Below are 20,999 nucleotides of genomic sequence, written 5' to 3' on the forward strand. Positions count from 1 at the left end.
GGTAGGGGATCAGGCGGTAGATCACGGGAGGCTCCTCGTCTGCGCGCCCGGGTGGCGCACGCAGACGAGTCTGGACGCCGCGGCGCCGGCCGGGCACCCGGTTGCGGAGGCCCGGAGCGTGTGCTGGTGGAAGGCGAGCACACCTGCTCCCGTGCGCGGGATCAGCTCAGCTGCGTGCGCTCGACCCAGTCCAGGTACTCCGGAGTCACGGTGCCCGTGATGTACTCGCCCGTGAAGCAGCTGGTCTCGAGATCGGTGACGTCGGATCCCTCGAGGATCGCCGCCTTCATGTCGGCGACCTCCTGGTAGATCAGGTAGTCGGCGCCGATCGCCTCCGAGATCTCGGGGATCCGGCGGTTGTGGGCGACGAGCTCCTGCCGCGAGGGCATGTTGATGCCGTACACGTGCGGGTAGCGCACGGGCGGGGCGGCGGAGGCGAACGTGACGGTGTTCGCTCCGGCCGTGCGCGCCATGTCGACGATCTCCTTCGAGGTCGTGCCGCGCACGATCGAGTCGTCCACGATCAGCACGTTCTTGCCCTTGAACTCGCTCGACATCGCGTTGAGCTTCTGACGCACCGACTTCTTGCGCACCGCCTGCCCGGGCATGATGAACGTCCGGCCGACGTAGCGGTTCTTGTAGAAGCCCTCGCGGTACTCGATGCCGAGCTTCTGCGCGACCTGCATCGCGGCGGGGCGGGACGAGTCCGGAATCGGCATGACGACATCGATGGCTCCGCCCGGCGTGTACGCGGCGATCGTGTCGGCGAGGCGGTCGCCCAGGCGCAGGCGCGCCTCGTAGACCGAGATGCCCGACATCACGGAGTCGGGGCGCGCGAGGTAGACGTACTCGAACGAGCAGGGGATGAGGCGCGGGTTCTTCGCGCACTGGCGGCTCGCCATGCGGCCGTCCGGAGTGATGAAGATCGCCTCGCCGGGAGCGACGTCGCGCACGATCTCGAAGCCCTGGGCCTCGAGCACGAGCGACTCGGAGGCGACGACCCAGTCGTCGGTCGCGCCGACGTTGGAGCGGCGGCCGACGATCAGCGGGCGGATGCCGAAGGGGTCGCGGAACGCGAGGAGGCCCACCCCGGCGATCAGCGCGATGGTGGCGTAGGAGCCCTCGACGCGCTCGTGCACGCGGGCGACCGCGTCGAACACCTCGTCGGCGTCGAGGTCGCGGCCCGAGATCGACGCCTGCAGCTCGTTGGCGAGGACGTTGACGAGGAGCTCCGTGTCGGAGGTGGTGTTGAGGTGGCGGCGGTCGACGCGGAAGAGCTCCTCGGTGAGCTCGCGCGTGTTCGTCAGGTTGCCGTTGTGGACGAGGATGATGCCGTACGGCGCGTTCACGTAGAACGGCTGCGCCTCCTCCTCGCGCTCCGCGTTGCCCTTCGTGGCGTAGCGGACGTGCCCGAGGCCCATGGTTCCGAGCAGCGACCGCATGTCGCGGGTGCGGAACGCCTCGCGGACCTGGCCCGCCGCCTTCTTGATGTGGAGGGTGCTGCCGTCGGCCGTCGCGATGCCGGTCGAATCCTGACCGCGGTGCTGCAGGAGCGACAGGCTGTCGTAGATGGACTGGTTGACGGGTCCCGAGGAGACGATTCCTACGATTCCGCACATGCCGGATGGGCTCCCAATCGGGTAGCAGGGGGGGATGACGGTCCATCCTGACACGTGGGGGACGCATCCCCTAATGGTTCGCCCTGGGCGGATCGGCCGGTGCACGGCGGTGCGGAGGCGCCGTCTCGGGCGGATCCGCCGAGCCTCCGCCGGTGCAGCGAAGGCCTCTCGCGGACTCTCGGCGGGGCGGGCCAGTCGGTAGGGTCGTCGCGTGAGTGATGAGACGAGCAGCTACGCCCGCGCCGGAGTCGACACCGCGGCGGGTGATCTCGCGGTCGAGCTGATGAAGTCGGCCGTGTCGGCGACGCACGACCGCCACGTGCTCGGCGGGGTCGGCGGGTTCGCCGGCCTCTACGACGTGTCGTTCCTCAAGGACTTCCGCGCGCCGCTGCTCGCGACCTCGACCGACGGCGTCGGCACGAAGGTCGCGCTCGCGCAGGCGATCGACAAGCACGACACGATCGGCCAGGACCTCGTCGGCATGGTCGTCGACGACATCGTCGTGGTGGGCGCGCGCCCCCTCTTCATGACCGACTACATCGCCTGCGGCAAGGTCGTCCCGGCGCGCATCGCCGACATCGTGGCCGGCATCGCGCGGGCGTGCTCCGCCACGGGCACGGCGCTCGTCGGCGGCGAGACGGCCGAGCACCCGGGGCTCCTCGGGCCTGACGACTACGACGTGGCCGGAGCGGCGACCGGAGTGGTCGAGGCGGACGCGGTGCGCGGCGCCGACCGCGTGCAGGACGGCGACGTCGTGATCGCGATGGCCTCCTCCGGACTGCACTCGAACGGCTACTCGCTCGTGCGCCACATCCTCGCCGAGCGCGGCATCGGCTTCACCGACCGCTCGGCCGAGCTCGGCGGAGTCGTGGGCGAGGTGCTCCTCGAGCCCACCCGCCTCTACACCCGGCCGCTGCTGGACGTGCTCGAGCACGAGACGCTCGGCGCGGCCGTGCACTCGATCAGCCACGTCACCGGAGGCGGCATCGCCGCGAACCTCGCCCGCGTGCTGCCGCGCGGCTCCTGGGTCGAGGTCGAGCGGTCGACCTGGAGCCCGTCGGACGTGTTCCGCGCGCTCGCCGGGATGTCGGGCGCGACGCTCGAGAGCACCGAGGGCACGTGGAACCTCGGGATCGGGATGTTCGCCGTGGTCGACGCGGAGGCGGCTCCGTCGGTCATCGCCTCGCTCGAGGCGTCGGGCGTGCCGTCGTGGATCGCAGGGCGCGTGTCGATGAGCACCCGCTCGTTCGAGGGCTTCGAGCAGGGCGCCAAGGGCGTCGACGGCGGCGCGGTGCGCCTGGTCGGGATGTACGCGGGCTGACGCCGCGGGCAGTTCCTGCTGGTCGAGTAGCCGCCGCAGGCGGCGTATCGAGACCCGCGTCTCCAGGAGGGGCGGATCTCGAGACGCCCGCTGCGCGGGCTGCTCGATCAGCAAGGTGGGCGTCAGGCCGGGCGGTGGTGCTGCGAGCGTGCGTGCGCGCGCTCCCAGGCGTGCTCGTGGCGGGTCAGCAGCCAGGAGCCCCAGGCGCAGAGGGCGAAGGCGGCGGCCGTCGCCAGCAGCACCGTGATCCAGGTCGGAGCGTCCCGGCTGACCAGGAGGTTCGCGGCCGCGATGAGGACGCCCAGGGCCGAGCCCGAGCTCGTGCCGAGCACGAACGCGGAGTCGCTGCGGTTCACGGCGCGGACGGACACCATGCCCGCCACGGCGCCGACGCCGCCGCAGAGGCCGATGCCCGCTCCCGAGAGGACGCCCATCAGCATCCCGAAGCTCACGAGCGCCGACGGGTCGAGCGGACCGGACGCGAGCGCGGCCGGCAGGTAGAGCACCAGGGCGACGGCGGCGCCGACAGCGCCTCCGACGAGGACCGCACCCACCAGGAGGGCGGCGGTGACGTAGCTGAGCCGTGCGACAGGGTGCACGGATCCTTCGGGTTCGAACATCGCGGCTCCATCGACGCGAGCGCGCGGACCGTTCCGCGCGCCGTCCTCGGACACTACGCCGGGCGGAGTCGGCGCGGAACGGGCTTGCGGCGGCGCGCCCGAGAGTGCGTCTACAGGCAGCCGGGCATCGGTCGGACCGTGTAGTTCACCGACGACGACGTGAACCCTTCGACGAAGGAGCATGCGCCCTCGGCCGCGTCCTGGATCACGGGAGCCGGTCCGCTGGGCCTGGCCGTCCCGATCGTGTCGTCGAGTGTCGACGTGAAGGTGATGGGCTGCGACGGCGTCCCGACGGCGGAGATCGTCCCGCGGACGAAGCTGCCCTCGGCCAGTCTGACGACGACCCCCGGCTGGACGACGAGAGTGCCGTCGACCTTCCAGTACTCGACGCTTCCGCTGACGATGTCGTGGACCCACCCCTGGCCGAGGATCAGAGAGTCGCTCGCGCGGATCCGAGCGAGCAGGATGTGCGGGTTCGTCATGCCCGGGGCGGTGTTGCCCGCGAGTGCCGTGGACGTCTTGAGGAGTGCATCGTGGATCTCGATCGGCGTGGTCGTCAGCCCTCCCATGCCGGTGAAGACGTTGTTCCTCACGATGACCGGGTGCTCCGGCGGCAACCAGTCGCCGCGAGGTTCCGACGTGGGGACGGACACGTACACCCGCCCCCGGACGAACTCGTTGTCCTGGAGATCCACCGACGTTCCTCTCAGGCGCACCCCGCCCCAGATTTGCGAGTGCGAGATCCGGACGGCGCTCTCGGACTGGCCGCAGAAGACACCCGTTTCGGCGTACTTCACGACGAGGTACTGCGCATCCATGCGGCAGATCGTCGATTCGTACGGGTACTCGTCGTACCAGTAGTGCTGCTCGAAGACGTCGATTCCCTTCCACGGAGTCGCGCGGGCGGGCAGGACGGCGGTCGTCCCGTCCGTATCGCCGCCGACGGTGTCGTCGTGGATCGACGTGACGACGACGGGTGCGGTCGAGGTGCCCGACGCCTTGAGTGGAAGGTTCGCGGCGATGCCGTCGTAGACCTTGATGATCGTGCCCGCCTCGGCGGTCCATCTCACCGGCGCCTCCCCCTCTCCGGTGTCCTGGAGGTCGAGAGTGCGGGAGATCGTGTAGACCCGGGCTCCGCGGGGCGAGAGTTCGTACAAGTCGCGATGCCCTATCGTCGCGAGATCGAAGACGTCTCGTGGGCTGATCGTCGTCGTCGCCGCGCTCTCCCGCACGACGGGGGCGTAGCCCGTTCGCGTCCCCGTCACACGAACGGTCACCCGCGTGCCGGATTGCGCGATATCCGTCCTGAGCGTGGGAGCGGCCGCCCACTCGCCATAGCTGTCCTTGATCGCTGCCCCGTTCGCGTACCACCGGTACTCCAGACGCCAACCGGAGCTCCACGTTCCGGCGTTCGCCGTGAGCAACGAGTACACGGTGGGCGTGCCCGAGACGGTGGGCGTCGGAGCCACGAGGACCTTCGGCGCCAGGGTGACGGACCGCGCGGTGGTCGGCCCGCTCCCGACCGCGTTCACCGGAGTGACCGTGAGGCTGTAGGTGCCGCCGGGAACCAGGCTGATGTGCGTCACCGACCGCTTCTCCGGACCGTAGAGGTGCGACCACGCGCCCTGACCGGTCGAGTCGACGCCGTCCCGGGTGAGCCGGTAACCGGTGATCGCCGAGCCGCCTGTCGTGGCCGGCGGCTGCCAGGAGATCGTCGCGGTCGCCGCCGCATCGTCGACCACGGCGACGACACTCGTCGCCGCGCCGGGAGGACCGGGCTTGATCGTGGCGGTCGGAGCGGAGGTCTTCGGAGTGGTCGTGTAGCCGGTCCGGCTGCCCGTGACGGTGACGGTGAGCGTCCGTCCGGAGTCGGCGGTGACGGCCTTGTAGGTGGCGGCGGTGGCGCCGGTGATCGCGGTTCCCGAGCGCTTCCACTGGTAGGCGTACGAGGTGGGCACGGGGTTCCAGGTGCCGGTCTTCGCGGTCAGCACGGAGCCGACTCTCGTGGTGCCCGTCACCGTCGGGGTCGGCGCCGTGGTGAAGGCGCGCGGGGTGGTGATCGTGGCGGTCGGAGCGGAGGTGCGGGGGGTGGTCGTGTAGCCGGTCCTGCTGCCGGTGACGGTGACGGTGAGCGTCCGTCCGGAATCGGCGGTGACGGCCTTGTACGTGGCGGCCGTCGCGCCGGTGATCGCGGTTCCCGAGCGCTTCCACTGGTAGGCGTACGAGGTGGGCACGGGGTTCCAGGTGCCGGTCTTCGCGGTCAGCACGGAACCGACGGCGGCGGTTCCCGAGATCGTGGGCGTCGGCGCGGTCGTGAACGCGGTCGCGGCCGATGCCGGAGCTGCGGGGAGGAACGCCAGCAGCAGCGCGGCGACGACGATCACGGCGAGGCGCGCGAGGCGCGGAGTTCTGGGGGGCACGAGGAACCGATCGGTCGAGTGGCGGGAGCCGAGACGGTGCTCAGGGTTCCGAAGAGAGGAATTCGAGCGCTCTAGGGGCGGAGTCGCTCATTATCAGCACGGCATCGGAAGACGCACTATCCCCAGGGCGGGGACATAGGATCGGCGTCCTCCGCGCGGGTGATCCGGTGGCCTGGCGGATCGGCGCGATAGGTATTTCCCCGTCCTGCACGAGTCGTTCGTGACAACCGGTCCGCGGTGGCGCTCACAGCGGTTCCGGCGCCCCTCATCGCCGGCGCGGCCTGGAGAGACGTGCCGTCCTGACAGCGCGACGCCGGCCGCACGAGCGGTCGGCCTTCTCGGACCGACGTCGATCGGCCTCCGCTGTCACGGCGGGAACGACATCGCGGAGAGCGCTCACAGAAACGGCCGAAAGGGGGGTCAATCGTCCTCGCTTCGCGCAGATAAGTTGTGCCTCGCGCGATCGGAACGCTCGCCTCTCTCCTCGAGGTCCGTACTCCGACATCCGCGTCCCCACCCTCTCGCCTTGCGCTGATCACCCGATCGCAGCGGACGGCGCTCACCCGATGACTCGACGGCGCGCAGAGATGCGCCGCTCGTCGCGCACGCCGATTTGGAGACGAACCCATGGAGCGAAAGCCCCTCATCCCGCGATGGCTCACCGCCGTCGCCGCCGCCGCCGCGCTCGCGCTGGCCGCGCCCTCCGCGGCGGTGCCGCCGAGGCGGAGCCGACCACGCTGAGCACCGCCGCCGTCACGGCTCCGACCGAGGCGGCCACGTCGGCGGCCCGCGCCAGCACTCCGTGGGAGCCGCTGAACGTCTACTCCACCGCCGACGGCTCGGCGCGGTCGGCGACGCTCTACTGGGACGCGCCCGACTACGACGGTGGATCCGCCATCACGGGCTACCGGGTCTCGCGCGACGGGATCGACGCGTCCGGTGCCGGGCCCTGGTCGACCGTCGTCTCGGCGTCCGCCCGCTCGCAGAAGTTCACCAACCTCGAGTCGCAGTCGGGCTACTGGCTGACCGTCTCGGCGATCAACGCCTACGGCACCGGGTACGTCTCGGAGTCGTGGGTCTACATCCCGTACGTGACCTCTCCGGGGACCCCCACGAACGTGACCGCGACCAAGGACGACGGCGCGCGCACGGCCACCCTCACGTGGAGCCCTCCGTACGACGACGGCGGCGGAGCCATCACCGGCTACGAGGTCTCGCGCAACGGCGTCGACGCGGCGGGCAACGGCCCGTGGTCGACCATCGTCTCGGCGTCCACCCGCTCGCGCACGTTCTCGAACCTCGCGCTCGGCTCCACCTACACGCTCTCCGTCCGCGCCCTCAACTCGGCCGGCTCCAGCATCACGTCCTCCAGCTCGGTCCGGATGGGGAGCGCCGCCCTCACGGCCGCCACCCCGACCATCACCGGCACCGCGAAGGTCGGAGCGACCCTCACCGCGAACCCCGGCGCCTGGGGTCCGGCCCCCGTCGCCTACGCCTACCAGTGGAAGGCCGACGGCACGGCTCTGAGCGGGGCGACCGCCTCGACCTACAAGCCGAGCAGCGCGACGCTCGGCAAGCGGATCACCGTGACCGTCACCGGCAGCAAGACCGGCTACACCGCCGCGACCCGCACCTCCGCCGCGACCGCCGCGGTCGCCTCCGGCACCCTCACCGCCGTGAAGCCGACGATCACCGGCACCGCGAAGGTCGGCTCGACCCTCACCGCGAACCCCGGCGCCTGGGGTCCCGCCCCGGTCTCGCTCGTCTACCAGTGGATGTCGAACGGCACGGCCATCAGCGGCGCCACGGGATCGACGTACAAGCCCACGAGCGCCGTGCTCGGCAAGACGATCACCGTCACAGTGACCGGCAGCAAGACCGGCTACACCCGGGTGACCCGCACGTCCGACGCGACCGCCGCGGTCGTCGCCGGCACGCTCGTCGCCCCGACGCCGACCGTGTCCGGCACGGCCAAGGTCGGCTTCACCCTCACGGCGAACCCCGGCGCCTGGGGTCCGGCTCCCGTCACCCTCACGTACCAGTGGAAGGCGAACGGCGTCGCGATCAGCGGAGCGACGTCGTCGACCTTCAAGCCGACCAGCAGCACGGTCGGCAAGAGGGTCACCGTCACCGTGACGGGCAAGAAGACCGCGTACACCACGGTCTCGCGCACCTCGGCGGCGACCGCCGCCGTCGTCAGGTAGCAGCTCCGGGCCCGCGGTCCTCCTCCCGTCGCAGCGGAGGAGGACCGCGGGCCCGCGTGCGCCGCACGACCCCGTTCCGCTCCACTCCGATCTCGATGCGCCGGCCCGTGCGGTCGACGTGGAGGCACCTGTGCGCCCGCTCCCCTTCCTCCGCCGCGGACTCGCCGCGCTCGCCGCGGTCGTCCTCGTCGCCGTGCTCGCTCCGGCTGCACCGGGAGCCGATCCCGCGAGTGCCGTTGTCTCGGCGAGCGCGTCCGTCTCGGCGAGTGCGTCCGTCTCGGCGAGTGCGTCCGTCTCCACGGGCACCGCCGTCTCCGAGCGCAGCGCCGGCACCACGAGCGCCGCCTCCTCCACGAGCAGCGCCGCGGCCGCGGGCGCCGTGATCCCGGCGAAGTTCACCGACACCCTGGTCGCCGACGTCCCCTCGCCGACGGCGCTCGCCTTCGCCCTCGACGGGCGGGCGCTCGTCGCCTCCCGCGGCGGGCCCATCCGCATCGTCAAGAACGGCGTGCTGCTGGCCACTCCGGCGATCGACCTGCGCGCCAAGATCTGTGCCAACGGAGAGCGCGGCGTGCTCGGGCTCGCGGTCGACCCCGACCCCACGACCCGGGCGGTCTTCGTCTTCTACACGGCACGCGGATCCGATGCGGCCTGCCCCACGAACGCGAACGGCACGAAGATGCCGACCGGAGCCCCGCGCAACCGCGTCTCGCGGTTCGTCCTCGGCGCCGACGACCGGATCGACCCCGCCTCCGAGATGATCCTACTCGACGGCATCTACTCCCCGGCCGGGTACCACAACGCCGGCGACCTCGCCGTCGGCAAGGACGGCCTGCTCTACGTCAGCATCGGCGACGGCGGCTGCGACTACCGCGGCGGTGTCGGCTCCACCGGCGGCAGCGGCTGCGGCGGCAAGAACGACGCCGCGCGCGACCGCAACATCCTGAACGGCAAGATCGCGCGGATCACGAGGACCGGCGGTGTTCCCGCGAGCAACCCGTTCCTCGGAACCGGGACCGCCTCGTGCCGCCTCGCCCCCGCGGCGAGCGGCACGGTCTGCCGCGAGATCTTCGCGCAGGGCCTGCGGAACCCGTTCCGGATGGCGTTCGACCCCGACGCGACCGGCACCGTGTTCCGCATCAACGACGTCGGCCAGGACGCGTGGGAGGAGATCGACGCCGGCATCAAGGGTGCCGACTACGGCTGGAACACCCGCGAGGGGCACTGCGCCCAGACCGGCTCGCCGACGAACTGCGGAGCGGCGAAGCCCGCCGCGTACACCGATCCCGTCTTCGACTACTCCCACGCCGACGGCTGCGCCTCGATCACGGGAGGCGCGTTCGTGCCGAACGGGGTCTGGCCCGCCGCGTACACGGGCGCGTACCTCTTCGGCGACTACGTCTGCGGCAAGATCCGGGCGCTCAGCCCCGGCGGCACCGCGACCGACCTCGTCAGCGGACTCGGCACCAGCAGCGCCGTCGCCATGGCGTTCGGACCGTCGCGGGGCACGCAGGACCTCTTCTACACGACCTACGCGAACGGCGGCCAGCTGCGCCGGCTCGCCTACACCGGCACCGCGAACCGCGCACCGACCGCCGTCCTGACCGCCTCGCCGGCCTCCGGATCCGCGCCGCTCGCCGTGACGCTGAAGGGCGCGGGGAGCAGCGACCCGGACGGCGACGCGCTCACCTACCTCTGGTCGTTCGGCGACGGGACCGCGTCGAAGACCACGACGGCCTCCAGCTCCACCCACACCTACGCCCGGGGCGACTGGACGGCGACCCTGCGGGTCCGCGACTCCGCGGGCGCCGTGTCCGCCCCGGTGACGCAGCGGATCTCGTCCGGGAACCGCGCCCCGACCGTCTCGATCACGTCGCCGGCGGCCGGGTCGACCTTCACCTCGGGCACCACGTACCGGCTGCGGGCTACCGCGACGGACCCGGAGGACGGCGCCCTGCCCGCGTCGTCGCTGTCGTGGACCGTGCAGCGCCGGCACGCCGAGCACACGCATCCGTTCTTCGGGCCCGTGACCGGCAACGACGTGCCGTTCACCGCGCCGGGCCCCGAGGATCTGGCGGCGGCCGGGAACAGCGATCTGCTCGTCACCGTGACGGCGACGGACTCGAAGGGCCTCGTGCAGACGTCGACCCGGGTGTTCGCGCCGAAGAAGGTGTCGGTGACGATCGCGACGAGCCCCGCCGGTCGCACGGTGCTCGTGAACGGCACGCCGTTCACCGGGCCCGCCACCGTCGTCTCGTGGGCGGGATCGCCGCTCCAGCTCGAGGTGCCGGCCCAGTCGACCGCGTCGGGCACGCCCTACGTCTTCTCCCGCTGGTCGGACGGCGGCGCCGCGGCGCACAGCATCACGACACCGGGCGCGGCCGCCACGTACACGGCGACGCTGCGGCCGGCCGTGCTGGCGGGCCCGCCGACCGCGGTGACCACGACGGCCTCCGGAGCGGGGACGGCCGTGCTGTCGTGGGCGCCGCCCGCGGGCGGGCCGACCGTGACGGGGTACCGGGTGTCGCGCGACGGGGTCGACGGGAGCGGCGCGGGACCGTGGGCGGCGGTGGTCGCCTCGACGAAGCGCTCGCAGACCTTCACGAACCTCGTCCCGGGCGGCACCTACCGCCTGTCGGTGCAGGCGGTCACGGCCGACGGCGCGGGGGCGGCGGTCGGCGCGACGGTGCTCGCGAAGTAGCGGGCGTCAGCGGCGCAGCGTCTGCCGGGGCAGCTCGCCGAAGCGCTGCGCGTAGTGCTGGGCGAAGCGGCCGGCGCCGACGAAGCCCCAGCGGGCGGCGACGTCGCCGACGACGAGCTCACCGGGGGCGGCGGTGCTCAGCTCGTCACGGGCGCGGTCGAGGCGCACTCCGCGCAGGTAGTGGCGCGGAGTGGTGCCGAAAGACCTCTGGAAGGCGAGCTGCAGGCCCCGGATCGTGAGGCCGGCGGCCTCGGCGATGTCGGCCACGCCGAGGGGCAGATCGGCGTTCGCGTGCACGAACTCCACGGCGCGGCGCAGGCGCCGGGCGCTCACCGACGGCGGAGTGACGGGCATCGGCACGATCCGGTGGGCGAAGGTGCGCAGAGCCGCCTCGGCGGCGAACCGCGACGCGGAGTCGCGCTGCAGCTCGGTGGGGGCCTTCGCGACGGCGAGCGTGTCGCGGAGTCGGCGCACGGCGACCCACCAGGGAGCCTGGTCGCCCGCCACGGGAGCGAAGCGGATCGGGCCGGGCTCGCTGCCGTGCAGCTCTGCGGCGGCGCGCTCGAGGTAGGAGCGTCGAAGTGCACGAGAGCGTCGCGGTACTCGTGGGCCTCGAAGCCGAAGGGCCGCCCGGTCGGGAACATCGCGGGGCGGCCGACGACGAGGCGGTTCTCGTCGCGCCCGAGATCGACCGAGGCGCGGCCCTGCGTGAGCCAGAGCACGACGTAGACGCCGGCGGGGTCGACCGTGCCGCGCACACGGCCCAGGAACGAGGCCGAGTGCAGGCTCACCGGGCCGCCGCCGGTCGAGGCGTAGCGGTACTCGAACGGGGTCGTCGTGCGCTCGGCGCGGAAGCCGGAGCCGTTGTACCCGCGCTGGTAGAAGTCGCGGGCCTCGTCGAGATCAGCGCCGCGCCGCTCGCTGCGCCACACCGGGAGGCGCACGCCGCGGGAGCCGCCGGAGGGCGCGCTCGGAACGGCGACGGGACTCATCGTGTCAGCGTGGCAGAGACCACCGACATCGACCGCCCGGAGCGGGTCAGGGCCCCGGAATCGGGGCGGATGTGCACCGGAAGGGCCGATCCCGGTGCGGATCCGCTCACGGGACCAGGCCGCGGTCCATCCAGAAGAGCCCGAGCGCCGCGACCGCCGCGGTCTCGATCATCGCGCCGCTGCGGATCAGCTCGGCGACCTCGTGGTCCGGGAACCACCGCTGCACCATGTCGGACTCGGTGGCCTCGCGGGCGTGCTCGCCGTGCTCGAGGTCCTCGGCGAGGAAGACGTCGACGGACTGGGCGACGAAGCCGTACGCCTCGCTCAGCCGGCCGAGGTGCCGGAGCCGCCCGGCGCGCAGGCCCGTCTCCTCGCGGAGCTCGGCGCGGGCCAGCGCAGGGGCGTCGCCACCGGGGGAGCCGTGCGGCCAGCCGCCCGCCGGGAACTCCCACGCGCGTCGTCCGATCGGGTAGCGGAACTGCTCGACCAGCCAGAACCCGTCGCCCTCGCGGGGGAGGATCAGGGCGTAGTCGTCGCGCTCGACGACGGAGTAGACGCCCGTGCTCCCGCCGGGCCAGAGCACCTCGTCCTCGCGGACGCGGATCCACGGGGTCTCGTAGGCGACCCGCGTCGAGAGCTGCTCGACGCGGGCGGCGGACGCGGTTCCCGAGGGGTCGCCGGTCACCGGCACGGCACCGGAACGCAGAGCGGGGCCGCCCGAACCGGACGACCCCGTCGACGACGATGCGTCACGCACGCTTCTGGTGCTGCTCCTCGACGAAGTCCGTGTCGTCGCCGTCGTCCTCGGCGTCGATCCACTTCGAGTAGTCCGGCTCGTCCGGGTGGCTGAGCTCTCGCTCCAGCGCGCTGTAATCGACCGCCGGGCTGAACGACTTCAGCTCACGGGCGATCTTGGTGTTCTTCGCCTTCTGACGGCCGCGCCCCATGGGTGACCCCCTCACGATGACAGGCCAGACGGGCGATGAAGCCGGCTGGGGAAGTGGTTATCAACGACGTGGTTACGAACGATGAACTGAGAACAGTGAAATCTACCCGGTAGTTTAGCAGACGGGGCACACGCCACTCCGGGCCCGGGGCATCCGGATCGAGGCGGCCCCTCGACGACGGGGGGAGCAGCGTGGACCGACCCTCCGCGCCGCGGTCCGTCGTCGTGATCGGCGCCGGTCAGGCCGGTCTCGCGGTGGCCTACTACCTGCGGCGTCTGGGGCTGGAATCCGGCCGTGACCTGGTGATCCTCGACCGCGGCCCCCTGCCCGGCGGCGCGTGGCAGTTCCGGTGGGAGGCGCTGCGGCTGGGGTCGGCGCACCGGGTCCACGATCTGCCCGGCATGGACCGGATGGGGCTCTCCTTCGCGACCGCCGATCGGCGGCGCCCGGCGCGCGATGTGGTCACCGAGTACTACGGCGACTACGAGCGCGCCTGGGACCTGCCCGTCCGGCGCCCCGAGGCGGTGCGGAGCGTCACGAGTGCGATGCCGGGCGACCGCTCCTCCGCCCTGGTGATCGAGACGGACCGCGCCGTCGAGCACGCTCGGATCGTCGTGAACGCGACGGGGACCTGGGGGTCGCCCTTCGTGCCGTACTACCCGGGCCGCGACCGCTTCAAGGGCGTGCAGCTCGACACCACCGAGTACGTGCGGGCCGAGGACTTCGCGGGCAAGCAGGTCGTCGTCGTGGGCGGCGGCACCTCGGCGATCGGCTTCCTGCTCGAGCTCGAGCGGGTCGCGCGCTCGGTCACCTGGGCGACGCGGCGCCCGGTCGAGTTCCGCGACGGCGAGCAGCTCGCCTTCGAGTCGGCGGTGGAGGCGGTGGCCGAGCAGGACCGCGCGGCGCGCGCCGGCCGGGCCCTGCCGAGCATCGTCGGCGGCACGGGCGTGCAGCGCACCCGGAGGGTCGTGGCCGGGATCGAGCGCGGGGTGCTCCGCGAGCGGGGCGTGTTCCGCTCGATCGAGGAGGACGGCGTGCGCTGGCCCGACGGGAGCTTCACGCGCGCCGACGCGATCATCTGGGCGACGGGGTTCCGACCGGAGCTGCGCCACCTGGCGCCGCTCGGGCTGCGCGAGCGCGAGGGCGGAGTCGCCGTCGCGAACGGCGCGTCCCTCACCGACCCGCGGGTGTTCTTCGCGGGCTACGGACCGACGGCCTCGACGATCGGGGCGAACCGCTCGGGGCGCACGATCGCGCGCGCGGTGGTGGCGCGGCTGCCCTGAGGCTCAAACGCGCCCGTCCCAGTCCACCGGCACGACGGACCCGCGGTGGCGGATCCCGTCGACCCGGATCGGCCCGGCGAGGGCGGGCGAGATCGGAGCGACGACCAGCGTCTCCCCTCCCGGCGCGAGCCCCAGCGCCGCCGACAGCACCGCGACGGCCGAGGCCGCCGACCAGGCCTGCGGTCGGCAGGCGGCGGGATACGGCACCGGCGCGGGCGCCTCGGCGGCGGAGTCGCCCGAGTGCAGCTCGGGCATCCGGTAGCCGAAGCCCTCGGCGGCGGCGAGCAGGCCGCGCGCGAGCGTCGTCGCCTCGGCGCCGAAGCCCGTCGCGGGCCAGCCCCGTGACGGCGATGGCGGTGTCGTGCGCCCAGACCGTTCCTCCGTGGTACGAGAGCGGCCAGTAGCCGTCGGAGTCGGTCGACATCGTGCGCAGTCCGTAGCCGGAGGAGAGCTCGGGCGAGACCAGCAGCTCGGCCACGCGCGCGGCGCGCTCGGCCGGCAGGATCCCGGTGCCCAGCAGGTGGCCGATGTTGCTCGTGACCGTGTCGACGGGCCGCTTCCGCGCGTCGAGGGCGATCGCGGGGTAGCCGCCGGCGGCCGTGTCGATCCAGAACGACTCGGCGAACCGCGACTTCAGCGCCGCCGCCCACTCGCGCCACGCGGTGCCGTCGCGGCCGAACCGCTCGAGCAGCGCAGCGCCTCCGATCGCCGCCTCGTAGGCGTAGGCCTGCACCTCGCAGAGTGCGATCGGACCCTCGGCCAGGGTGCCGTCGCGCCACTGGATCGAGTCGCCGGAGTCCTTCCAGCCCTGGTTGGCGAGGCCGTGCCCGGTCGTGTCGACGTACTCGAGCAGGCCGTCGCCGTCGGAGTCGCCGTGGTCGCGGAGCCAGTGCAGCGCCGACTCGAGCGCGGGCAGCAGGGCCTCGACCTCGACCTCGGGGAGTCCCCAGCGCCAGGCGTCGTGCAGCAGGCAGATCCAGAGCGCCGTGGCGTCGACGGTGCCGAAGTAGAGCGGAGGGAGCGAGACGCCCTCTCCCGGGATCTCGAGGGTCGTCGAGCGCAGCTCGTGCATGATCTTGCCGGGCTGCTCGGCGGTGCCGGCGACGTGCTCGGTGCCCTGCAGCCCCGCGAGCACGCGCAGGGTCGAGCCGGCGATCCCGGTGCCCAGCGGCAGGAGCATCCGCGCCGCCCAGATCGAGTCGCGGCCGAAGAGGGTGAAGAACCAGGGGGCGCCGGCGGCCAGGAACGGCTCGTCCGGACGGTCGACGGTGACCATCCGCAGGGCGTCGAGGTCGTCGAGGGCGACGCGGCACCAGGACGCGAGGCGGGAGTCGCCCGCGTCGACCGTCGTGCCGCTCCACTCCGCGGGGTCGGGGGCGCCGGCGACGACCGCGGCGGAGTCCTCCATCGCGACGCTCCACTCCACCTCGACGGCGCCGCGGGCGGGGACCACGACGTCCCAGGTGAACGTCGTGCTCGCTCCTGTCGCAATCGCGGCGCCCGGCGCACGCACGTCGGCGCGGACGGTGCCCGAGGTCCACACGACGGAGCCGTCGCCCGCCTCGGTGCGGACGTCGGCGTCGTCGCGCAGGCCGGCTTTCACGACGTGCACGAGGGAGAAGTCGGGCTCGAGGGCGAGGTCGAGTCGCGTGGCGACCTCCTCGGGCAGGGCCGACTCGAGGCGGATGCTCTCGCGGAGCGATCCGGCCGCGACGGTGCGCGTGCGGACGACGCGGAACCGCGGGTCGGCCGACGAGTCGTCGAGGCGGCGGGCGAGGCCGGTGAAGCGGGCGGAGGAGGCTCCGTCGCGGCCGGCGGCGATCGGCTCGAGGGGGAGCCCGCCGACGAGGAGGGAGGCTGCGGCGAGCACGCGGACGTCGCCGTGGTAGAGCCCGTGGATCGGCTGCGGGCCCAGCTCGCCCGTCTCGTCGCACCACAGCTGCGAGGGCGCGCGGAGGAGGACGACGGCCTCGTGGAGGAGGGGCTGGAGGGGCGTGCTGCTGCGGTCGTCGCGCTCGGTCGTCACGGTCGACTCCTCACTGAATCGTCGGTGCGGGCCGCGTCGTGCAGCGCCTGCGGGATCGGACCGTCGGTGGCTGCCGGTTGACAGCACCGCGGTCGGAGGTAATGTAGCACTCGCATTTGATCGATCAAATCGGCGCTCGGCGCCTTCTTGGAACGATCGAACCGCATCCGGACCCGTCGAGGAGGACGCATGGCACTGCCGACCGTCGAAGACGTGGCCCGCGCCGCCGGAGTCTCGCGGCAGACCGTCTCGAACGTGCTCAACAGCCCGACGATCGTGCGTCCGGCCACCCGCGAGCGGGTCGAGAAGGCGATCGCCGACCTGAAGTACCGGCCGCACGCCTCCGCCCGCCGCCTGCGCACCCGCAAGTCGGGCACCATCGGCGTCCGGATGGACCGCGTGCTCGACGGCATCTCGGGCAGCCTGCTCGACCGCTTCCTGCACGCCGTGACCGAGCAGGCGGATGCGCGCGGAATGCGCATCCTGCTGTACACGGCGAGCACCCCCGAGGACGAGATCGCGCAGATCGGACGGCTCCGCGACGGCGCCGACGTGGACGCCTTCGTGCTCACCTCGACCTTCTACGGCGATCCCCGCACCGCATGGCTCCGCGACCAGGGCGTGCCCTTCGTGACGTTCGGCCGCCCCTGGGGTCTGGACGACCAGGGCGATCCGCAGCACCTCTGGGTCGACGTCGACGGCGCCTCCGGGGTCGCGCAGGCCAGCCGGCACCTCGCGGACCAGGGGTGCTCGACCGTCGCGTTCTTCGGCTGGCCGAGCGGATCCGCGACCGGCGACGACCGCCGCAGCGGCTGGGAGCGGGTCATGGGGGAGCGGTTCCCCGGAGTCGCACTGCTGCGAGCCGAGGCGGAGGACGACGTGCAGCAGGCCCGGTCCGCCGCGATCGCGTTCCTCGAGGCGAACCCCGCGGTCGACGGTCTGGTCTGCGTCTCGGACTCCCTCGCGCTCGGCGCCTCGATGGCCGCCGTCGCCGTCGGCCGCCCCGACCTCTCGATCGTCGGCTTCGACAACACCCCGGTCGCCGCCGCCGTCGGCCTCTCGAGCGTCGAGCAGGACCTCGGCGCCGTCGCGGCCGGCGCCCTCGAGCTCCTGCTCGGCGAACGGGGCGACGACATCGTGCACCGCGAGCTCGCCGCCGGAGAGGCCCACCGCCTCATCGAGCCGCACCTCGTGGTGCGGACACCCCTCCACCTCTGACTCCCACAGCCCCGAGCACCTCCCGGTGCACCTCCCGATCACGAAAGGTCAGGCCATGACATCCACCTCCACCGCGGCACGCTGGGGTGCCGCGATCCTCGCGAGCGGCCTCGCGGTCACGCTCGCCGCCTGCTCGAGCGGCGGCTCCTCCTCCGACTCCTCGTCCGACGCCGGACTCACGGTGATGATCGGCTCGTCCGGCGACGCCGAGACGACCGCGGTCACCGACGCGGTGAACGCCTGGGGCGAGGAGAACGGCACGACGGTCGAGGTCGTCGCCGCCAGCGACCTGACGCAGCAGCTCGGCCAGGGCTTCTCGGGCGGCAACCCGCCCGACCTCTTCTACATGAGCTGGGACCAGTTCCAGACGTACGCCAGCAACCGCTACCTCGAGCCGTACGCCGAGGACGCCGGGAACGCCGACGCGTTCTACCCGGCGCTGCGCGAGGCCTTCACCTACGACGACCAGTTCTACTGCGAGCCCAAGGACTTCTCGACGCTGGGTCTCGTCATCAACACCGACCTCTGGGCGGCCGCCGGTCTCACCGACGCCGACATCCCGACCGACTGGGCGGGCCTCGAGTCCGCTGCCGCGAAGCTGACCGCGAACGGAGCGACCGGTCTCTCCTTCGGCGCCGAATACGCGCGCATCGGCACCTTCATGAACCAGGCCGGCGGCTCGCTGCTGTCCGAGGACGGCGAGACCGTCACCGCGGACACCCCCGAGAACGTGGCCGGACTCACCGAGGTGAAGAAGCTGCTGACCGACGGGACGCTGAAGTTCCCCGCCGACCTCGACTCCGGCTGGGCCGGTGAGGCCTTCGGCAAGGGCGCCGCGGCGATGGTCATCGAGGGACCGTGGATCAACGGCGCGCTCGAGGCCGACTACCCCGACGTGAACTACACCGTCGCCGAGCTCCCCGCGGGCCCCGGCGGGAAGTCGACCTTCACCTTCAGCAACTGCTGGGGCATCCCGGTCGGCAGCGAGACGGCGGAGCAGGCGCAGTCGCTGGTCGAATCCCTCACCGCCGACGAGCAGCAGCTCGCATTCTCGGACGCGTTCGGCGTGATCCCCTCGACCGAGACGGGCGCCGCGGAGTACGCGACGAAGTACCCCGAGAACGCCGCCTTCGTGACCGGGAACGACTACGCCGTCAGCCCCGTCGCCTTCGCCGGCGCCGCCACCGTGATCACCGACTTCAACTCGGCCCTCGAGGGCCTGGCGTCGGGCGATCCGGAGGCGATCCTCGCCGACCTGCAGACGAACCTGCAGGACGCGCTCGACACGGCGAACGCGAAGTAGCCGCGCGCCGGAGGCGTCGGGGCCCGACCCGCCGCCTCCGGACGCCTGCACGATCCGCAGGCACCCGCGCGGTCTGCAGGCATCCGCACGAACTGCAGGCATCTGCACGGTCTGCAGGCATCCGCACGATCTGCAGGGGATCCGCGAGATTCCGACTCCTGCGAGCGGAGGAACGTGCTCTCCCGCGAGGATCCCCTGCAGATCGCACGTCGATCCCCTGCAGACGGCGCGAAGTCCTGCAGATCGGCACCCCTGCAGACCGCACCGACACCTGCAGATCGCACCTCCGAGCCCCGCCCCCGACACGTCGAAGGAGACGCATCGATGACCGCCCCCGCACCCGCACGCAGGCGCCGCTCCGGCATCCGCGGGCACGAGGCCCGCTACGGCTGGCTCTTCACCCTCCCCGCGATCCTCGTCATCGGCGTCTTCCTCGTGCTGCCCATCGGCCTCGCGCTGTGGGTCAGCGTCAGCAACTGGAACGGCCTCGGCTCGCCGCTGGGTCCGACCGCGCAGTTCGTCGGCGCCGACAACTACCAGGCGGTGCTCACCGAGCCGGGCCTGGCGCAGAAGGACTTCGGCACCTCGATCCGCAACAACCTCTACTACGTGCTGCTCGTCGTGCCGCTGCAGACGGCCCTCGCGCTGTTCCTCGCGGTGCAGGTGAACCGGCGCATCCTGCGCGGGCGCGGATTCTTCCGCACCGCCTTCTACTTCCCCTCCGTCACGTCGTCGATCGCGATCACCGTGATCTTCCTGTTCCTCTTCAGCGCATCAGGCGTCGTGAACGCCGTGCTCGGCTGGTTCGGCGCCGACGGCCCCACCTGGATGGCCGACCCGTCCGGGATCCTGCACAGCGTCCTCGGCGCCGTCGGAGTCGACGGCTCCGGTCCGCTGGCCGCCGCCGCTCCGCTCGGGCTCACCTGGTGGGACTGGCTGTCGGGCCCCTCCGTCGCCATGTGCGTGCTGATCACGATGGCGATCTTCACCACGTCGGGCACCTTCATGCTGCTGTTCCTCGCGGCGCTGCAGAACATCGGCGCCGAGATCGACGAGGCGGCGCTGATGGACGGCGCCGGGGCGCTCCGCAAGTTCTTCTCGGTCACCCTGCCGATGCTCAAGCCCACGCTCTTCACGGTGCTCACCCTCGGGTTGATCGGCACCTGGCAGGTCTTCGACCAGATCTACCTGACCGGAGGCGGCTCACCCGGCAAGACGCTGCTCACGCCCGCGTTCCTCGCCTACGAGTCCTCGTTCACCGACCTCCGCTGGGGGCAGGGCGCGGCGATCGCGTTCATCCTCTTCTTCATCATCGTGGTGCTCACGCTGCTGCAGCGGGCGCTGCTGCGCGAGAAGGGCGAGCCCCGCAGCCGCCGCCGCGCCGCCCGGGCCGACGCCGCCACGACCCTCACCACGGGAGGTGTGCGATGAGCACCCTGATCGACTCCGGCACACGGGCCGTCGACGAGACGCCCGCCGCGCCGCTCCCGCGCCGCCGCGTGCAGCTCGGGGCCCGCGGACGCGCCTCGCTGATCGGCGGCTACCTGCTGCTGATCGCGCTCGCGCTCGTCTACATCTACCCGTTCCTGATCTCGGTCGCGTCGTCGTTCAAGACCGACGCGGATGCGACCTCGAACCCGCTCTCCCTGCTCCCGGCGACCTGGTCGTTCGCCTCGTACGAGCGGCTCTTCACCGACGTGCCGCTGCCGCTGTGGACGCTGAACTCGGTCATCGTGACGGTGTTCGTGACCATCGGGCGCGTGTTCTTCGACTCGCTCGCGGGCTACGCGCTGTCGCGGCTGAACTTCCGCGGGCGGGGCTTCCTGTTCGCGCTGTTCATCGGAGTGATGAGCGTGCCGGCGGTCGTGCTGCTGATCCCGCGGTTCCTGATCCTCAAGCAGCTCGGGCTCTACGACAGCTACGCGGGGATGATCGTGCCGCTGATCGTGGACGCGGCGGGCATCTTCATCATGAAGCAGTTCTTCGACTCGATCCCGCTGTCGATCGAGGAGGCCGCGCGGATCGACGGGGCCGGCGTGTTCCGCACGTTCCGCTCGATCGTGGTGCCGATGGCGCGTCCGGCGATCGTGACGCTGTTCATCCTGTCGTTCCAGGGCTCGTGGAACGAGTTCTCGCACTTCGTGGTCTCGCGGCAGTCGCCGGAGCTGAACACGCTGACGACCGGAGTCGCATCGCTGGTCTCGGGGCAGCTGGGCACCGGCAACCAGTACCCGCTGCAGCTGGCGGCGGCGGTGCTGATGTCGATCCCGGTGGCGGTGCTGTTCTTCGTCTTCCAGAAGCGGATCATGAACACGACCGAGGGCGCGGAGAAGGGCTGACGCGGC

The 20,999-nt window shown here is 72.1% G+C and carries 16 protein-coding genes; 8 read left to right on the forward strand and 8 right to left on the reverse strand.

The window, feature by feature from the left end:
* Nucleotides 1-161: 161 nt before the first annotated feature.
* Nucleotides 162-1,619, reverse strand: coding sequence for an amidophosphoribosyltransferase (purF, locus tag B0T42_RS08495; RefSeq protein WP_077222777.1), 1,458 nt, complete (start codon nucleotides 1,617-1,619; stop codon nucleotides 162-164).
* A gap of 211 nt (nucleotides 1,620-1,830) precedes the next feature.
* Here purF and purM point away from each other — a divergent pair, with 211 nt between their 5' ends.
* Nucleotides 1,831-2,940 (forward strand): phosphoribosylformylglycinamidine cyclo-ligase, encoded by a 1,110-nt coding sequence (purM, locus tag B0T42_RS08500; protein ID WP_077222778.1) that lies wholly within the window; start codon nucleotides 1,831-1,833, stop codon nucleotides 2,938-2,940.
* Between the two features lie 122 nt (nucleotides 2,941-3,062).
* On the opposite strand, the gene B0T42_RS19140 is transcribed toward purM, so the two are convergent.
* Together B0T42_RS19140 and B0T42_RS08510 are read right to left on the reverse strand one after the other, a co-directional pair.
* Complete coding sequence (locus B0T42_RS19140) at nucleotides 3,063-3,560, reverse strand: hypothetical protein (protein WP_055789243.1); 498 nt, start codon at nucleotides 3,558-3,560, stop codon at nucleotides 3,063-3,065.
* Nucleotides 3,561-3,670: 110 nt separating this feature from the next.
* Complete coding sequence (locus B0T42_RS08510) at nucleotides 3,671-5,980, reverse strand: fibronectin type III domain-containing protein (RefSeq protein WP_077222779.1); 2,310 nt, start codon at nucleotides 5,978-5,980, stop codon at nucleotides 3,671-3,673.
* Between the two features lie 653 nt (nucleotides 5,981-6,633).
* Between B0T42_RS08510 and B0T42_RS08515 the strand changes: the two genes are divergently transcribed.
* A complete protein-coding gene (locus B0T42_RS08515; RefSeq protein WP_158078080.1) occupies nucleotides 6,634-8,184 on the forward strand; it encodes a fibronectin type III domain-containing protein in 1,551 nt (516 codons plus the stop codon).
* Between the two features lie 130 nt (nucleotides 8,185-8,314).
* Entirely contained in the window at nucleotides 8,315-10,885 is a 2,571-nt protein-coding gene (locus B0T42_RS08520) for a PQQ-dependent sugar dehydrogenase (protein ID WP_201788511.1), read from the forward strand.
* A gap of 6 nt (nucleotides 10,886-10,891) precedes the next feature.
* Here B0T42_RS08520 and B0T42_RS08525 read toward each other — a convergent pair whose 3' ends face one another.
* From B0T42_RS08525 to B0T42_RS08540, 4 genes are all read right to left on the reverse strand, one after another.
* The gene (locus B0T42_RS08525; protein WP_077222781.1) at nucleotides 10,892-11,239 is read right to left on the reverse strand and encodes a helix-turn-helix transcriptional regulator; all 348 of its coding nucleotides are present in this window, start codon (nucleotides 11,237-11,239) and stop codon (nucleotides 10,892-10,894) included.
* On the reverse strand, nucleotides 11,215-11,877 hold the full coding sequence (locus B0T42_RS19970; RefSeq protein WP_077222782.1) for a hypothetical protein: 663 nt from the start codon (nucleotides 11,875-11,877) through the stop codon (nucleotides 11,215-11,217). Before B0T42_RS19970 ends, B0T42_RS08525 begins: the two co-directional genes overlap by 25 nt.
* A gap of 106 nt (nucleotides 11,878-11,983) precedes the next feature.
* A complete protein-coding gene (locus tag B0T42_RS08535) occupies nucleotides 11,984-12,562 on the reverse strand; it encodes an NUDIX domain-containing protein (RefSeq protein WP_077222804.1) in 579 nt (192 codons plus the stop codon).
* A gap of 64 nt (nucleotides 12,563-12,626) precedes the next feature.
* Nucleotides 12,627-12,824, reverse strand: a complete 198-nt coding sequence (locus B0T42_RS08540) for a DUF3073 domain-containing protein (RefSeq protein WP_055789263.1) — start codon at nucleotides 12,822-12,824, stop codon at nucleotides 12,627-12,629.
* 191 nt (nucleotides 12,825-13,015) lie between these two features.
* On the opposite strand from B0T42_RS08540, the gene B0T42_RS08545 reads away from it, so the two are divergent.
* Entirely contained in the window at nucleotides 13,016-14,107 is a 1,092-nt protein-coding gene (locus B0T42_RS08545) for an NAD(P)-binding domain-containing protein (RefSeq protein ID WP_077222783.1), read from the forward strand.
* Here B0T42_RS08545 and B0T42_RS08550 read toward each other — a convergent pair.
* The gene (locus B0T42_RS08550) at nucleotides 13,998-16,133 is read right to left on the reverse strand and encodes a glycogen debranching N-terminal domain-containing protein (protein ID WP_342418223.1); all 2,136 of its coding nucleotides are present in this window, start codon (nucleotides 16,131-16,133) and stop codon (nucleotides 13,998-14,000) included. The two genes, B0T42_RS08545 and B0T42_RS08550, sit on opposite strands and share 110 nt — an antisense overlap.
* Before the next feature lie 189 nt (nucleotides 16,134-16,322).
* Between B0T42_RS08550 and B0T42_RS08555 the strand changes: the two genes are divergently transcribed.
* The 4 genes from B0T42_RS08555 (at nucleotide 16,323) to B0T42_RS08570 (ending at nucleotide 20,993) form a co-directional block, all read left to right on the forward strand.
* Complete coding sequence (locus B0T42_RS08555) at nucleotides 16,323-17,351, forward strand: LacI family DNA-binding transcriptional regulator (protein ID WP_077222784.1); 1,029 nt, start codon at nucleotides 16,323-16,325, stop codon at nucleotides 17,349-17,351.
* Nucleotides 17,352-17,406: 55 nt separating this feature from the next.
* Nucleotides 17,407-18,654: a sugar ABC transporter substrate-binding protein gene (locus B0T42_RS08560; protein WP_077222785.1), complete on the forward strand. Its 1,248-nt coding sequence runs from the start codon at nucleotides 17,407-17,409 to the stop codon at nucleotides 18,652-18,654.
* 324 nt (nucleotides 18,655-18,978) lie between these two features.
* Nucleotides 18,979-20,085 (forward strand): carbohydrate ABC transporter permease, encoded by a 1,107-nt coding sequence (locus B0T42_RS08565; protein ID WP_077222786.1) that lies wholly within the window; start codon nucleotides 18,979-18,981, stop codon nucleotides 20,083-20,085.
* Complete coding sequence (locus tag B0T42_RS08570; protein WP_077222787.1) at nucleotides 20,082-20,993, forward strand: carbohydrate ABC transporter permease; 912 nt, start codon at nucleotides 20,082-20,084, stop codon at nucleotides 20,991-20,993. Before B0T42_RS08565 ends, B0T42_RS08570 begins: the two co-directional genes overlap by 4 nt.
* Nucleotides 20,994-20,999 lie beyond the last annotated feature (6 nt).

It is taken from the genome of Rathayibacter rhapontici (assembly GCF_001995175.1).
Classification (GTDB): Bacteria; Actinomycetota; Actinomycetes; order Actinomycetales; family Microbacteriaceae; genus Rathayibacter.

Coding starts and splice junctions, on each gene's coding strand:
- purF (WP_077222777.1), bottom strand. CDS start 1,619: ATGTGCGGAATCGTAGGAATCGTCTCCTCGGGACCCGTCAACCAGTCC.
- B0T42_RS19140 (WP_055789243.1), bottom strand. CDS start 3,560: ATGTTCGAACCCGAAGGATCCGTGCACCCTGTCGCACGGCTCAGCTAC.
- B0T42_RS08515 (WP_158078080.1), top strand. CDS start 6,634: ATGGCTCACCGCCGTCGCCGCCGCCGCCGCGCTCGCGCTGGCCGCGCC.
- B0T42_RS08525 (WP_077222781.1), bottom strand. CDS start 11,239: ATGCCCGTCACTCCGCCGTCGGTGAGCGCCCGGCGCCTGCGCCGCGCC.
- B0T42_RS19970 (WP_077222782.1), bottom strand. CDS start 11,877: ATGAGTCCCGTCGCCGTTCCGAGCGCGCCCTCCGGCGGCTCCCGCGGC.
- B0T42_RS08540 (WP_055789263.1), bottom strand. CDS start 12,824: ATGGGGCGCGGCCGTCAGAAGGCGAAGAACACCAAGATCGCCCGTGAG.
- B0T42_RS08555 (WP_077222784.1), top strand. CDS start 16,323: ATGGCACTGCCGACCGTCGAAGACGTGGCCCGCGCCGCCGGAGTCTCG.
- B0T42_RS08560 (WP_077222785.1), top strand. CDS start 17,407: ATGACATCCACCTCCACCGCGGCACGCTGGGGTGCCGCGATCCTCGCG.
- B0T42_RS08565 (WP_077222786.1), top strand. CDS start 18,979: ATGACCGCCCCCGCACCCGCACGCAGGCGCCGCTCCGGCATCCGCGGG.
- B0T42_RS08570 (WP_077222787.1), top strand. CDS start 20,082: ATGAGCACCCTGATCGACTCCGGCACACGGGCCGTCGACGAGACGCCC.